This window comes from Qipengyuania pacifica, assembly GCF_019711555.1.
Lineage (GTDB): Bacteria > Pseudomonadota > Alphaproteobacteria > Sphingomonadales > Sphingomonadaceae > Qipengyuania > Qipengyuania pacifica.
In genome coordinates this window covers 872,164-886,321 of the sequence record NZ_JAIGNQ010000001.1, presented here as the reverse complement: position 1 = coordinate 886,321, position 14,158 = coordinate 872,164, and the positions used below count along the sequence as shown (strand labels likewise).

At 59.0% G+C, this 14,158-nt stretch carries 10 protein-coding genes; 7 read left to right on the top strand and 3 right to left on the bottom strand.

Annotated features, from left to right (window positions below):
• Window positions 1-34: 34 nt before the first annotated feature.
• A complete protein-coding gene (locus K3177_RS04330) occupies window positions 35-1,033 on the bottom strand; it encodes a helix-turn-helix transcriptional regulator (RefSeq protein WP_221597198.1) in 999 nt (332 codons plus the stop codon).
• A gap of 85 nt (window positions 1,034-1,118) precedes the next feature.
• Between K3177_RS04330 and cysD the strand changes: the two genes are divergently transcribed.
• The 7 genes from cysD to K3177_RS04295 all read left to right on the top strand — a co-directional run bounded on the left by cysD (window position 1,119) and on the right by K3177_RS04295 (window position 9,229).
• Entirely contained in the window at window positions 1,119-2,039 is a 921-nt protein-coding gene (gene cysD, locus K3177_RS04325; protein WP_196847596.1) for a sulfate adenylyltransferase subunit CysD, read from the top strand.
• Entirely contained in the window at window positions 2,039-3,946 is a 1,908-nt protein-coding gene (gene cysN, locus K3177_RS04320) for a sulfate adenylyltransferase subunit CysN (protein WP_221597196.1), read from the top strand. Before cysD ends, cysN begins: the two co-directional genes overlap by 1 nt.
• Window positions 3,947-4,032: 86 nt before the next feature.
• Entirely contained in the window at window positions 4,033-4,758 is a 726-nt protein-coding gene (locus K3177_RS04315; protein ID WP_221597194.1) for a response regulator transcription factor, read from the top strand.
• A complete protein-coding gene (locus K3177_RS04310) occupies window positions 4,758-6,086 on the top strand; it encodes a sensor histidine kinase (RefSeq protein WP_221597192.1) in 1,329 nt (442 codons plus the stop codon). The genes K3177_RS04315 and K3177_RS04310 overlap by 1 nt, the downstream gene beginning before the upstream one ends.
• Window positions 6,087-6,188: 102 nt before the next feature.
• Window positions 6,189-6,875 carry a carbonic anhydrase gene (locus K3177_RS04305; RefSeq protein ID WP_221597191.1) on the top strand — a complete coding sequence of 229 codons (687 nt, stop codon included), beginning with the start codon at window positions 6,189-6,191 and terminating at the stop codon, window positions 6,873-6,875.
• A gap of 108 nt (window positions 6,876-6,983) precedes the next feature.
• Entirely contained in the window at window positions 6,984-8,564 is a 1,581-nt protein-coding gene (locus K3177_RS04300; protein ID WP_196847591.1) for a SulP family inorganic anion transporter, read from the top strand.
• On the top strand, window positions 8,561-9,229 hold the full coding sequence (locus K3177_RS04295) for a carbonic anhydrase (protein ID WP_196847590.1): 669 nt from the start codon (window positions 8,561-8,563) through the stop codon (window positions 9,227-9,229). The genes K3177_RS04300 and K3177_RS04295 overlap by 4 nt, the downstream gene beginning before the upstream one ends.
• A 65-nt stretch (window positions 9,230-9,294) precedes the next feature.
• Here the strand turns inward: K3177_RS04295 and K3177_RS04290 are convergent, their stop codons facing one another.
• Together K3177_RS04290 and K3177_RS04285 are read right to left on the bottom strand one after the other, a co-directional pair.
• Window positions 9,295-11,259 (bottom strand): tetratricopeptide repeat-containing sulfotransferase family protein, encoded by a 1,965-nt coding sequence (locus K3177_RS04290; protein WP_221597190.1) that lies wholly within the window; start codon window positions 11,257-11,259, stop codon window positions 9,295-9,297.
• An 84-nt stretch (window positions 11,260-11,343) separates the two neighbouring features.
• The gene (locus K3177_RS04285; RefSeq protein ID WP_247714215.1) at window positions 11,344-14,076 is read right to left on the bottom strand and encodes a TonB-dependent receptor; all 2,733 of its coding nucleotides are present in this window, start codon (window positions 14,074-14,076) and stop codon (window positions 11,344-11,346) included.
• Window positions 14,077-14,158: the final 82 nt, after the last annotated feature.

The window sequence follows — 14,158 nt, the reverse complement described above, 5'->3', positions numbered from 1 at the left end:
CGCTGTGCAATCCCGGCGCAGCAAATCGCCGGCTTTATGCCAGCGCGAGCACTCCCGTAAGAATGTTGCGAACTAGGTCGACCTGCCCTCGAGCGCCCGTCTTCGCATAGATTTTCTTTGAGTAGTACCGGGCGGTTTCAACGGTAAGGGCGTGCGCTTCTGCCGCTTCGACAATCGACAATCCTTGCGCCAGCGACCAGGCAAGGCGCGCTTCCGCAGGCGTCAGATCGAATAGATCGACTAATTGCTCATGGCGGTCGGCGGAGGATGAGCGGTCGCCGCGCAGGTAGACAACCGCGACCGCCTTGTCCTTTCCCGCCAGCAAGTTGATGCGCGTGGGCGCAACAAGAATATCGATCCATGGGTCCTTGCTGATGTTGATCGCCTGAGGGCGATGTCGGCGGTCGGCCGCCATCGCCTTGGCAAGTGCTGTCAGTTCACGATCCACATGGGGCGAAGATGGCACGAGGCGATCATAGGGACCCCGCCTGAGTGCGCCCGATCGGCGCAGGAAGCTGTCTGCCTGACTGTCCAGATCGACTATCCGGCAACGCTCGTCCAATGCAATCCAGCCAAAGTTCATACGCCGGAACGCCTCCTCGCTCACGGATGCACGGCTACGTTCGCGCTCGATCGTTTCGAGGACCCTCAGGGCCACACGTAAATGCGGGACCAGAGCCGTCAGCAGGCTGGCGATCTTTGCCGTTGGCGACGCTTGCGCCAGAACCGCCAGCGTCAGAACGATGCCGGCCCCTTCCACGCGCACTGCGCGCAGGCCAGCATCATCATAGCCGATCTCCTCACCTGAATAGACGCGCCCGTTGCGCATTTCCTCCGCCACGAACCCGATCAATTCGCCGTCATGTAGGGCCACGCCGTCTGTATCGCCCGTACCGGTCAGCCACATGGCCACGCCCTCGGCTTCGCAGACCCGGCGCATCAGTCGCAGGAAGGTTAGCCACATGGGCTGCTCGAATACGCCCGAATGGAGCGGGATGAGCAATTCCGTCTCGCCAAGGTTAGGGATGCGCATGCAAGCATTTCTATCACCTCCCATTTGGGAGGTCCATTGGCTATGCAGCTTCCTATTTCTCACCAGAGAAACGCGGAGCCGATCCATGACCGACGCCAAATCCCTGACCCATCTCCAACGGCTCGAAGCCGAGAGCATCCATATCATGCGCGAAGTCGTCGCAGAGGCGGAAAAGCCCGTGATGCTTTATTCGATCGGCAAGGACAGTGCCGTCATGCTGCACCTTGCGAAGAAAGCATTCTATCCGTCACCCCCGCCCTTCCCGCTCATGCATGTCGACACGACATGGAAGTTCAAGGACATGTATGCGCTGCGGGAAAAGGCCGCCGAAGAAGCGGGGATGGAACTGATCGTCCATCAGAACCCAGACGCCGCGGCGCGAGGGATCAACCCTTTCGATCATGGCCCGCTACACACCGATATGTGGAAGACGGAAGGGTTGAAGCAAGCGCTCGATAAATACGGTTTCGACGCGGCATTCGGCGGCGCCCGACGCGACGAGGAGAAGAGCCGCGCCAAGGAGCGCATTTTCTCGTTCCGCACCGCCACGCATGGTTGGGACCCGAAAAACCAGCGGCCCGAGCTTTGGAACCTCTACAACGCACGCAAGAAAAAGGGCGAGAGCATCCGCATCTTCCCTCTCTCCAACTGGACCGAGCTCGACATCTGGCAATACATCATGGCCGAAAATATCGAGATCGTTCCGCTCTATTTCAGCGCTAAGCGGCCAACCTACGAACATGATGGCGGGCTGTTCATGGCCGACGACATCGAAAGGTTGGAGCGGGTGATCGGACACCGTCCGGAGATAATCGAACGTTCGATCCGCTTCCGCACCCTTGGATGCTTCCCCCTTACCGGGGCCGTGGAAAGCGAAGCTGCGACACTGCAGGAAGTGGTGCAGGAGATGTTACTGACGACCACCAGCGAACGGCAGGGGCGCGTGATCGACAAGGACGCAGGGGATGCGTCAATGGAGAAGAAAAAGCAGGAGGGTTACTTCTGATGACCGATCCGATTTATCAGACCGATGCCCTGATCGCCGAAGATATCGAAGCCTATCTGGAGCAGCATCAGAACAAATCGATGCTGCGCTTCATCACTTGCGGCAGCGTGGATGACGGTAAATCCACCTTGATCGGCCGCCTGCTGTACGATTCCAAGATGATCTTCGAAGACCAGCTCGCCGCTCTGGAAAACGACAGCCGGCGGGTCGGGACCCAGGGTCAGGACATCGACTTCGCACTGCTGGTCGACGGGCTCGCTGCCGAGCGCGAACAAGGCATTACGATCGATGTCGCCTATCGCTTTTTCGCAACGGAGAAACGCAAGTTCATCGTCGCAGATTGCCCGGGTCACGAGCAATACACGCGCAACATGGTCACCGGCGCATCGACAGCCGATTGTGCCGTCATCCTGATCGACGCTCGCAAGGGCGTGCTGGTGCAGACCCGTCGCCACAGCTTCCTGTGCCAACAGCTTGGCATCAGGAACCTCGTGCTGGCAGTGAATAAGATGGATTTGATCGATTACGATGAGACCAAGTTCAACGCCATCGTTTCCGATTACGCAAAGTTTGCAGAAAGTATCGGCATCGAAAGCTTCCACGCCGTTCCGATATCGGGCCTAGCGGGCGACAATATCACCTCGCGGTCGGACAACACGGATTGGTATGGCGGTCCGGTTCTCATCGACCTTCTGGAAACGATGCAGATCAGCAATACTGCCAGCCAGGAGATGCCCTTCCGCATGCCCGTCCAATGGGTAAATCGTCCCAATCTCGACTTTCGCGGCTTCTCGGGACTGATCGCTAGCGGCACCGTGAAGCCGGGCGACGAATTACGCTCTCTCCCTTCGGGCAAGACCAGCACGGTAAAATCGGTGGTCACCATGGACGGGGAACTCGACGAAGCGGTTGCGGGCCAATCCATCACGATCACTCTGGAAGAGGAAATCGATTGTTCCCGCGGCGATGTGCTTGCCACTGCCGACGACCCTCCCGAAGTCGCCGACCAGTTCGAAACCACCATAGTTTGGATGGACGACGAGCCGCTCGTCGTCGGCCGCGGCTACTGGCTCAAACTGGGCACGCAGATGGTCAGCGTAACAATCGCCGAACCAAAATACGAAATCGACGTCAATACGATGGAACATCTCGCATCGCAGACGCTGAATCTGAACCAGATCGGAGTCTGCGAGATTACGACCGACAGGCGCATCGTCTTTGATCCCTATACAGAAAATCGCGCGCTGGGCGGCTTTATCCTGATCGACAAGATCACCAACCACACCGTGGGCGCAGGGATGCTGCATTTCAGCCTGCGCCGTAGCCAGAACGTCCATTGGCAACCTACCGATATTACACGCGACCACCACGCTTCCATGAAAAACCAGACGCCGCGGGTGCTCTGGTTCACCGGGCTGTCGGGTTCGGGGAAATCGACTATCGCGAACGAAGTCGAGAAGAAGCTGGCCCTCATGAACCGGCATACCTTCCTTCTCGATGGCGACAATGTTCGCCACGGGCTTAACAAGGATCTCGGCTTTACCGAAAGCGACCGGATCGAGAATATCCGCCGCATAGGCGAAGTTGCGAAACTCATGACCGATGCCGGCCTGATCGTGCTGACAGCCTTCATCAGCCCATTTCGGGCCGACCGGCAGTTGGTGCGGGACATGATCGATGGAGGCGAATTCATCGAGATCCATGTCGATACGCCGCTGGAAGTTGCCGAGGCGCGCGATGTGAAGGGGCTTTACAAGAAGGCGCGCGAGGGGAAGCTGAAGAACTTCACCGGTATCGACAGCCCCTACGAACCACCGGAAAGTCCGGAAATTCGCGTCAACACGGTGGAGATGACACCCGAAGAGGCGGCGGACCATATCATCGCGAAGATCTTGCCATTGAAGTAGGTGCGTCGACGGATGTAAAGGATGCATGCTCGCACCAGATGGTCGTGGGCTGGCCGTCCGCGCCATTTCGGTAACCTGAGAAATCGATGCAAATCAGCGAACGTACTTACCAGATCGCACTAGTCGAAGATGACGGCGCTCTGCGTACTTTGCTGACCCGCTATCTCCGACAGAGCGGGTTTCCCGTTCGCGGGTACGCGACGGCTGCAGAATTTCGGGCATCTGCCGACCAATTCGATCTGGTCATTCTGGATGTCATGCTCCCTGCCACCAGCGGTCTCGACCTGTGCCGATGGTTGCGCGAGAGGAGTAAGGTTCCGATCATTTTCATCAGTGCACGGTCGAGCCATACCGATCGGATCGTGGGGCTGGAGCTTGGTGCGGACGACTATCTGATCAAGCCGGTCGACCCAGGCGAACTGGTTGCGCGGATCCGATCCGTATTGCGCCGCTCGGAAGAAGCCGGACAACGTGACATGGCAGATTATGCATCAATCGTTCGGTTCGAAGGCTGGCAAATGGACCGTCGCCGGCGTGAGCTGTTTGCCCCGGAAGGTTCACGCGTATCCATTTCGGAAGCTGAATTCGACCTCCTCAACGTGTTCATCGACATGCCACAGCGCGTTATTGGCCGGGACACTCTGCTTGAGCATTCCAGAAGCCGCTTGCCGGGCCGCGACCATAGCGATCGCAGCGTGGACGTTCTTGTCAGCCGCCTGCGCCGCAAGCTCGGGTCTGTCGATGGCGGGCGCGACTTGATCCGCACCGTGCGCGGCGTGGGATACGTCTTTACTTCGTCAGTAGACGCGTGATGACACGACACAGTCTCTGGCCCAAGGGTCTGACCGGAAGGGTAATCCTCGTTCTGGTGCTGGCCGTACTATTCCAGTTCCTAGCTGGCAGCGTGCTAATTCGCACCGGAGAGATGCACATACAGCGTCAGGATCTAGGGCGACGGGTTGCCGAACAGGTACTGATCGCGGAACGTATCATTACTGCCGCCGATCGATCGGACCGCAGTCGCCTGCTCAAAAGCCTGTCTACAATCCATACAAAACTGGAACTCGTCGAAGGCAGCCCAGAAATCGGTCCGGGCATAGATGCGGAAGCCAGGGAAATTGCGAATGCAATTTTCGAGTTCGAGCCTGCCCTGGCCAATTACGAATTACGCCTCTCTCTCGCCTCAGGTTCATTCCTCAACCTTGAGCGACAAGTCATTGGCGCTATCGAGATAGACGAAGACACATGGATTGGCTTCACGACGCAGGAAAGGGTCGCCGACTGGCGGCTCCTGCTGGAAACCTCGATCCGGGTTGGACTGATAGCCGCACTGATCCTTGGATCCGCCGCCGTGCTTGTCCGTACGCTGAGCGCGCCCCTTCGCCGGCTGTCGGAAAATGCGCAGTTGATCGGAACGTCCGGGCGGATCTTTTTCGATGATACCACCGGTCCGGAAGAACTGCGCGAGGTTTCGCGGGCTCTGAACGCAATGCAGGAACGGCTGGAAGGCGTGATCGATCAGCGAACGCAGGCGCTGCTTGCGGTCGGCCATGATCTGCGCACGCCGCTGGCCCGGTTACGTCTGCGAGTGGATGGAATCGAAGATCGGGCGGATCGAAGCGCGGCACGTGAGGACATCGATCAGATGACCCGCATGCTGCAGGAGCTCTTAGAGTTCTTCGAGACTGGCGAGAGCCAATTGGATCGCGAACCGACGGAACTGTCCAGTCTGTGCCAGATGATCGCGGAGGCCTTCGACGACTTGGGAGCAGACGTTCGTTTCGAGGGCCCTGACCGCCTGGTAATCGACGCCGTGCACGATCATCTGGCAAGGGCCATCGAGAATCTGGTCGATAACGCCATCAAATATGGCGGCGACGCGACGATCACGCTCGCCACCGATCCAGACTGGGCCAGTGTGTCGGTAGAAGATAACGGCCCCGGCATCCCTGCATCGCAATTCGCTCGGGTGATGCACCCATTTGAGCGATCCGACGCAGCGCGCTCTGGCAGGCATCCCGGGATGGGCCTTGGGCTGAGCATCGCTCGCAACGTCGCGGAGGCCCATGGCGGCCGTCTCGAACTCGCGAACCGCAGCGGCGGAGGACTTCGGGCGACGCTCACGTTCCCTAAAAAATAGCACCTGCAACACTTTGTTACATTCGGGGCGATGCACAGCAATGTTCGAGCGCCATTGTGCACTGCGAAAGATTTCGTCCCCCCCCCAAAGCAGGAGCCAGAAATGGAACAGCTGATGAAAGGCGTGTCGCGGTTTCGCGATGCGGTCTATCCCGAACACAAGCAACGCCTCGAGACCCTCGGGCGCGACGGGCAAAGCCCCACGACTTTGATGATAAGCTGTTCCGACAGCCGTGTGGTACCTGAACTCATCACCCAGTCCCAACCCGGCGAATTGTTCGTGATCCGCAATGCGGGCAACATCGTACCGCCCTGGCAGCGCGTAAACGGCGGCGTGACCTCCACGATCGAATATGCCGTCATGGGCCTCGGCGTTACAGACATCGTCATTTGCGGCCACGCCGACTGCGGCGCGATGAAGGCGCACTTCGCGCCCGAAGGCGCTCTCGACGCCATGCCGTCGGTCAAGGAATGGATTGGTCATTCCACCGCTGCACACTCGGTGATCGAAGCTTGCTGCGGCTCGGCGGACGACGGCGAAAAGCTTGACCGTCTCGTGGAAGAGAATGTCATCCTACAGCTGACGCATCTGCGCAGCCACCCCTGTGTAGCCGCTGCACTGGCTAAGGGCGAACTCCGCTTGCATGGCTGGGTGTTCGACATCTCCGAAGGCGCAATCCGCGCGCTCGACGGTGAAAGTGGCAAATTCCGCCGCATGGAAGATCCCCAGCACCCGGTCCCGGTTGCCGATTTCGGCGGTAATCGCCAGCAGGCTCGGGAAGCGGCCTGACCTCCCAGTCCCTTCCCAGGGCCGGTGCCCGTTCGCAGGAGTTCGAGCGCACCGGCCCACCCTCCCGTCAGATCTGCTGACCCGAGACTTTTACACTAAGGAGCCGTCGTGGCCGACAAATCGTCGTTATTCTCGTCCTTGGGCAAGGACATTCCCGCTTCAATCGTGGTGGCGCTGGTTGCCCTGCCGTTGTGTCTGGGTATCGCGCTCGCTTCGGGCGCGCCCTTGTTCTCCGGACTGATCGCGGGGATCGTCGGCGGCATCGTCGTCGGTGTCCTCTCCAAATCGCAACTTTCGGTCAGCGGCCCCGCAGCGGGCCTGACCGTGATCGTCCTCGACGCATTGGCGGTCCTGCCTACCTGGGAAATCTTCCTCCTGGCAGTTCTGCTCTCCGGTTTGCTTCAGGTTGGGCTTTACTTCACCCGTTCAGGAACTCTGTCGGAATTCGTGCCCAGTTCGGTCATCACCGGCATGCTGGCGGCGATCGGCCTGATCCTGATCCTCAAGCAAATCCCTTATGCCATGGGCTATGACGGAGATTTCGAAGGCAGCCTCAGCTTCCTCCAGCCTGATGGTCTCAACACGATTTCCGCCTTGTTCTACTCCGTTTGGGATTTCTTCCTGCTGGGGCCGATCATCATCGCAGTGGTTTCGCTTATCTTCCTCTTCTGGTGGGATGCAAACCGGCCCAAAGACGGCCTGCTGAAGCTCCTGCCCGGACCACTGGTTGTCGTTCTGTTTGGCGTGCTTGCAAACGAAGCGTTCAAGCTCTTCGCACCCGGGCTCGTCATCGACCCAAGCCAGCTCGTACAGGTGCCCGTATCGGAATCGCTGGGCGAATTCGTCGGACAGTTCCGTACTCCCGACTTCTCGGCCATCACCATGCCCGACGTATGGATCGTGGCAGTGACACTAGCGATCGTGGCCAGTCTGGAATCGCTGCTGTGCGTTAAAGCCGTCGACGAAATCGACCCACGGCGCCGTACGACCGACAAGAACCACGAACTACTCGCACAGGGCGGTGGTAACTTCGTTTCCGGCCTGATCGGCGGCCTGCCGCTCACGTCCGTTATCGTCCGGTCCTCGGCCAACGTTGCCGCTGGGGGCGAAACCAAGACTTCGGCCATCCTCCACGGCTTCTGGTTGCTCCTGAGCGTTCTGCTGATCCCGGTCGTACTCAACCTCATCCCGCTTGCTGCGCTCGCTGCGATCCTAATTCAGGTCGGCTACAAGCTCAACACGCCTGAACTCTACAAGCGCCGCTGGGCGCAGGGCTGGCATCAGTTTGTGCCCTTCATGGCCACTATCGCAGCAATCCTCTTCACCGATCTGCTTCGCGGCATCATCATCGGACTGGTCATCGGCTTCGTATTCGTCGTCGCCCGCAACTTCCGCACTGCAGTCAGCGTAGCCAATGACGGTGATTTCTGGATGGTACGCGCTCGCCGCAACCTCTACTTCATTCACAAGTACGAGTTGCAGAATTCGCTCAACAAGGTGCCGGAAGGCGCGAGCGTGGTGATTGATCTCGAACGGGCGGAATTTGTCGATCCGGACAACATCGACATCATCAACAGCTTTGCCCGCAACGCCAAGTTCCGCGACGTATCGGTCACCATCCGCGGCGATGTCGACCACCTCGAAGACACTCCGCTGGAAGCCCCTGCCAAGAAGGTAGCTTACACATGAAGACCATTCGAGAACTGAAGCTGTCCAACAAGGCCTGGTCGGACGAGATGCGTGAGCGCAAGAAGGACTATTTTGCGCGGCAGACGGTCGGCCAGAATCCGGAAGTGATGTGGATTGGCGGATCCGACAGTCGGGTATTTCCGCACCAGATCACGCAGACCCGACCGGGCGAATTGTTCATCCATCGCAATCTCGCCAACCTGGTCTACTCGGATGATGACAATCTGATGGCCGACTTGCAGCATGCGGTCGACGATCTGAAGGTCGCGCACATCATCCTGTGCGGCATATACGGGTGCAACGGCATGGGTGCCGTATTGAATGGCGACGCGACGGGCCACATGCATTCCTGGCTACGCGCTTTGCGGGAGGTCTACGAAGAAAACCGTCTGGAAATCGATTCGATTGAAGACCCCTTGGATCGGCAGAACCGCTTGGCCGAACTCAACGTCCGTGAACAGCTTCGCCGACTTTCGCAGCTCGACATTGTGCGCGCTGCCTTGGAACGCGGGCAGGACCTGACCTTGCATGGCTGGATCTACGATTTGAGCAACGGCAGGCTGACCGAACTGTTCGAAGTCGAACCCGTCAGCGAAACGTCGGGCTTTGCTATGCCTCTGCAGGATGTTCCGCAGATGGAAGACCATCTCGCCGTTGCAGAGTAATCGAATGCATGGTGTGGTAGTGAGGAGGCCCCGCGTGCCTCTCGCTACCACACCTAACCTCTCGTTCAGGCAATCGCACCCAGTAGCTTCTGAAGCTCGGACAACCACGGTGCATAGGGCTTCCATGCCCCTTGCCCGGACCGGTTGAGCGGACGTCGAACCTGTTCAGAACTTGCCGTCCGTACCGCCCGCTCGGTTCGGTGGAAATCGAGGCAGGCTTCTTCGAACGGAAGGCCGATATGATCCAGCATGCGCCGGGTCTGGCCTTCCAGATCATCGAGCACATCCTCGTGGTTCACTCGGAGGACCCGGCCGGGAAGCACACTATCCCAATGGTCCATCAGACCGACATAATCGCGGTAGTAGCGACCGATTTCCGTCAGCCCATACGTGAAGTCCTGCCCCTCGGCAAAAAGCTGTTTGAAGCCCGAGAAACAGCAATCCATCGCATCGCGCCGGGCATCGATAATGGTCGCGTTGGGCAGGATTAGGTGGATCAATCCGATGTGGCGGAAATTGTTCGGCATCTTGTCGATGAAGAACGGCGCACCCTGTCGGTGAATGCGAGTATCCTCGATGAAGCGATCACCCATTTCAGCGAATTGATCCGCGTCCAGATCGTGGAGCACCTGAGGATAACGGCTCTTGCCGGCCTTTCGCCCCCGCAATTTGTGCGCGAGCGCGAGGATGTTCGGCAGTTCCAGCGTCCCATCGATCTGTGAGTGACTGGCAAGGATCTGTTCGAGCAGTGTCGATCCGGCGCGCGGCAGACCGAGGATGAAGATCGGGTCCGACACACGGCTACCCACAGTCGCCTTGCTCTCGAATAATTCAGATGTGCAGACTTTCTTCTGCGCGTCCATTTCAGCAGTCATCCGGTCGGCATCATAACCGGTTTGACGGCGCTTCAGATCATTGCCGAGTTCATAAAAGCGGAATGACTGGGCATGTTCGGCGCGGTCTTCGAAGGCCTTGCCGAGCGCGAAAGCAAGGTGAACCCGGTCCATGAAGCCGATGTCCGTGCGCGCTGCCTGCACTTGCATGGCGGAAAGCTCTGCTTCGGTAAAATGATAGGTCTTGAGATTGGCCAGCGCGTAATACGCATCCCCATGTCCGGGCCGCGCAGCGATCGCCGCGCGATAGGACGCCACAGCGCGTTCCTGATCCCCGACCGTCTTCAGCGCATGACCGCGTGACGTCAGCGTCGCCGGATCGCCGGGCAGGCGCGCCAGTACACTATCGAAAAGTTCGAAGGCCCGGTCGTAATTGCCGGTCTGCATGCTTTCGATCGCCAAGTGGGACTGAAACAGCGGGCTGTCAGGATCTCGCTTATACAGCGCCTCTGCTTCTTCGCATGAGTGAGCGAACTTTTGTCGCTTGCGAAGCACGTCGATATAATCGAGCCGAACCTGAATATTATCGGGTTCGAATGCCGCGGCGCTCTCCAGCAGGAATTCCGCATCATCAAGTATGCCCAGCCTGAGGCCGATCTGGGCCAGCAACCGCATCGCTTCGACATTCTTGGGATTGCGGCGAAGAAAGTGTCGGCAGATTTCTTCTGCCCGCAGTGGACGGCCTTCATGGAGATGATGCGTCACCGCAATCAGTTCTTTAGGCAAGGCCAGGAGACGCCGTTCCTGACTGCGCGCAGTTGTCGCTTCGCCCATTCGACCAGCCGCTTCGAGTAATTCCGCCTGTGCACGCCAGCTTGCCGCGAGCGCGGGATTGAACCGGACTGCGCGGCCATAAGCTTCAATTGCTTGCTCCGTGTCGCCCGTCGCACGCGCGAGGTGGCCGGCCTCCTGCCAAGCGCGCCCATATTCGGGGATCTGGGCGTGCAGGCGGTCCAGATAATCCTGCGAATCCTGATGGCGTGCCAGATAACGGTTTGCGACCGCCGCGATATAGAGCGCCTCGGCATCATTCGGGACATCGGCCAGGATGGCCTCGGCAAGTGCCAGCCCCCGCTCGAAGGCGTTGGCCTGCAGCGCTTCCTGCGCGTCCTTCAGCGTTTGGTCACGCCGATCCATCCTGTCTCCTCGTTACTTCTTGTACAAATGGCGGAGGCGAGCCTCAAGCTGCGCCCCCGCCATAAATACGACCGTTGTTCTGGGTCAGTAGCTGAAGGTGGCTTTCGCGCCCACCGTCAGCGGCCGATTGGTTACGATGCGCGCGCGATCGTAATAAAAATCGCCCGCAATTTGAGCCCGCTCGTCGAAGAGGTTCGCCCCGTAAACCTCGAACCGCCACTGATCGTAGGATACGCCCGCCGACAGATCGACCACGGTGTAGCTGTCGAGCTCCAACCGATTGATGGAGATAATGTCGGTGAACTTTGAGGCTGAATGCGAAATGGACGGCTGGATAAACGCGCCTAGTTCGTCGGTCAGATCCCACTCATAGCGCACCCGCAGATTACCCTGAAAGGATGGGGCATAGGCAAGATCGGATCCAACCTGCACGTCGTCCGTCGGGGTCAGGACCTCGGTAATCTCGGTATCGAGCAATGACACCGCACCCGAAAGCGTCAGACCGGGCGCTGCATAAGGCGCGAAGGTGAAATCGGCTTCGAAACCCTTGATCTCTGCATTCGCCGCATTGTCCGAAAAGAACAGATTGGTGATGCTGGGATCGAAGATGGTCGTCTGCAGATTGCTGATGTCGACGTAGAACAGGCTGCCGTTGATACGCAGCTGACGATCAAACAGTTCGGTTTTCGCGCCGATCTCGTAGTTCTTCACCTCGTCCGATTCCAGTTCGAACGGAACCGTGAAGCCGTCGGGTCCCTGCGCACCACCGGGACGATTGAGCAGGCCGGGACGGAAGCCTTCCGAATAGGTCGCATAGAACAGCAGATCTTCCGTCGGGGTGAAATTGACAGTCCCCTTGAAGATCACGCCCTCGGTCTTCGCCTTGTCGGGCGCTCGGATCGCGTTGAACACCTGTTGTGCCTGAGCAGCAGTAAGTCCTGCCGCCTGTATGTCCTCAAGGCTATCATCGCGTCCGAAGGTCTGACGCAGATCGGCATCGCACGACCCGATGAAGGTATATTGCCCATCGCCATCATAGAGATCCGACAGGTTGGTGCCAAAGGCGTTCGCATCCTGCGCAGCGCCCGCATTGCAGAAGGAACTGTTGGCTGTGCCTTCGAAATCGACCTCGACGTTGTAATACCGAGCACCGCCGGTGATCGACAGCAAATCGGGAACAGGGTCGAAGGTTGCTTCCCCGAAAATGCCGAACTGCTGATCGGTCCGCTTCACGTCGTTACGGAAGATGACGCCATACGGAAACGGCCCGGCATCGCTTGCGTAGGCTCCAGGGAAAGGGAAGTTCGGCGCAAACCCGCCGAACGGCTGGGCCAGTTCGCTACCCGGATAGGTATAGTCGTTGCGCTCCTTGAGCACGAGGTCGGAATAGAACCCCCCTGCGGTCACGCGGAAGCGATTTTCCTCCGGCGTGCTGAGCCGCAATTCCTGCGTAAACACCTGAAGATTGCTATCCGAGGTGACATAGAGGTTGGGCGCCTGGCATGTCCCGCTTGGTGCCGCGTCGCCGGGATAGCTGACCGACCCGTCGCAGATGTAATATGGAAGATACTGGCCGGCGAAAAGATAATCCGAGTAGTCGATCCGCTGCTCGGTTTCGCGTTCCGTGTAAGCACCATTGTAAATCACATCGAGCATGCCCAGACGGCCTTCGACGCTCCAGGCGGTGTTGGAGAAATCGTCCTCCAGCCGGTCGTCTTCAAAGCGCTGGATCTCAAGATCATCGAGATCGAGTTCCGGATCGGCGAAGAATACTCCGTCGCTCTCCAGACTTTGGCGGCTGTGCGCTACGGTGATCCGCCAGTCCGGCGATACCTCGTAGAGGGCCGAGACGCGGAAGCCTGAATATTGGGTGTCGTTGAAGTCATTCTCGACCAGCCCGGCATTATTCGCCTCGATGAAGTTAACGCCCGACAGGTCATCGCCCGATTGAAAGCCGGCGCGATTGGGTGCCACAGGCACACCGTTGTCGCGCACCGTTCCGGCCGGGCGGAAGCGCGCGCTTTCGCTTGCGTCGCGGGTGCCTGCGACATTGTCGATGTAGCCGCCCTGATCATCGAGATATACGACGCCGCGCACGGCGAGATTGTCGGTCACCGGCACGTTGAGCATGGCTTCGGCCTTGTAGCTCGCCTCGCCTCCCTTGGTGAAGGACGTGCCGACACTGACCCTGGTGTCAAAGCCCGACAGATCGGGCTTGTTGGTGATGAGCCGCACGACACCAGCCTGCGAACTCGCTCCGAACAAGGTGCCCTGAGGCCCAGAAAGAACTTCGATCCGTTCGAGGTCGGCGGCATAGACGTCGAGATTACGACCCGGCTGTGCCAGCGGTTGCTCGTCTAGATAAAGCGAAACGTTGGGAGCAAGACCCGCGACGCCCGCCGTTGTGAGGTTTGGCGTGGTCGACGCAAGTCCGCGAATATAGATCGTGCTTTGGCCGGGGCTGCCACCGCCAGCGGTCACGGTGGGCAACTGCTGCAGATAATCGTCGAAGGTCGCGATGTTCAGCTGGTCGAGCTGTTCCTGACCCAGGGCCTGAACCGAAACCGGTACGTCCTGCAGATCTTCGCTGCGACGCTGGGCGGTGACAACGATGGTTGTGACGCCGCCTTGGCGCGGCTGCCTCTGAGCGCCGGTCCGGCTCTCGGGCTGCGTGGCGGTTCCCGAAGTAGTGGAACTCTGCGCGTGCGCATGTGTGGGTGAAAGAAGTGCAATCGCGAGCGCACCGAATGATATGCCTTGTGCGGTTTTAAATAGGATAATGGCCCCCTTGAAGATGTCATGCGTGAAGTCGATCAACCGGCGCGACAAGTCGGCCAGGTATCGACGATGATGGATGTTGTGTGGGGGCGACCTACGGAAGTTGGTCCCGTTCGGCCAC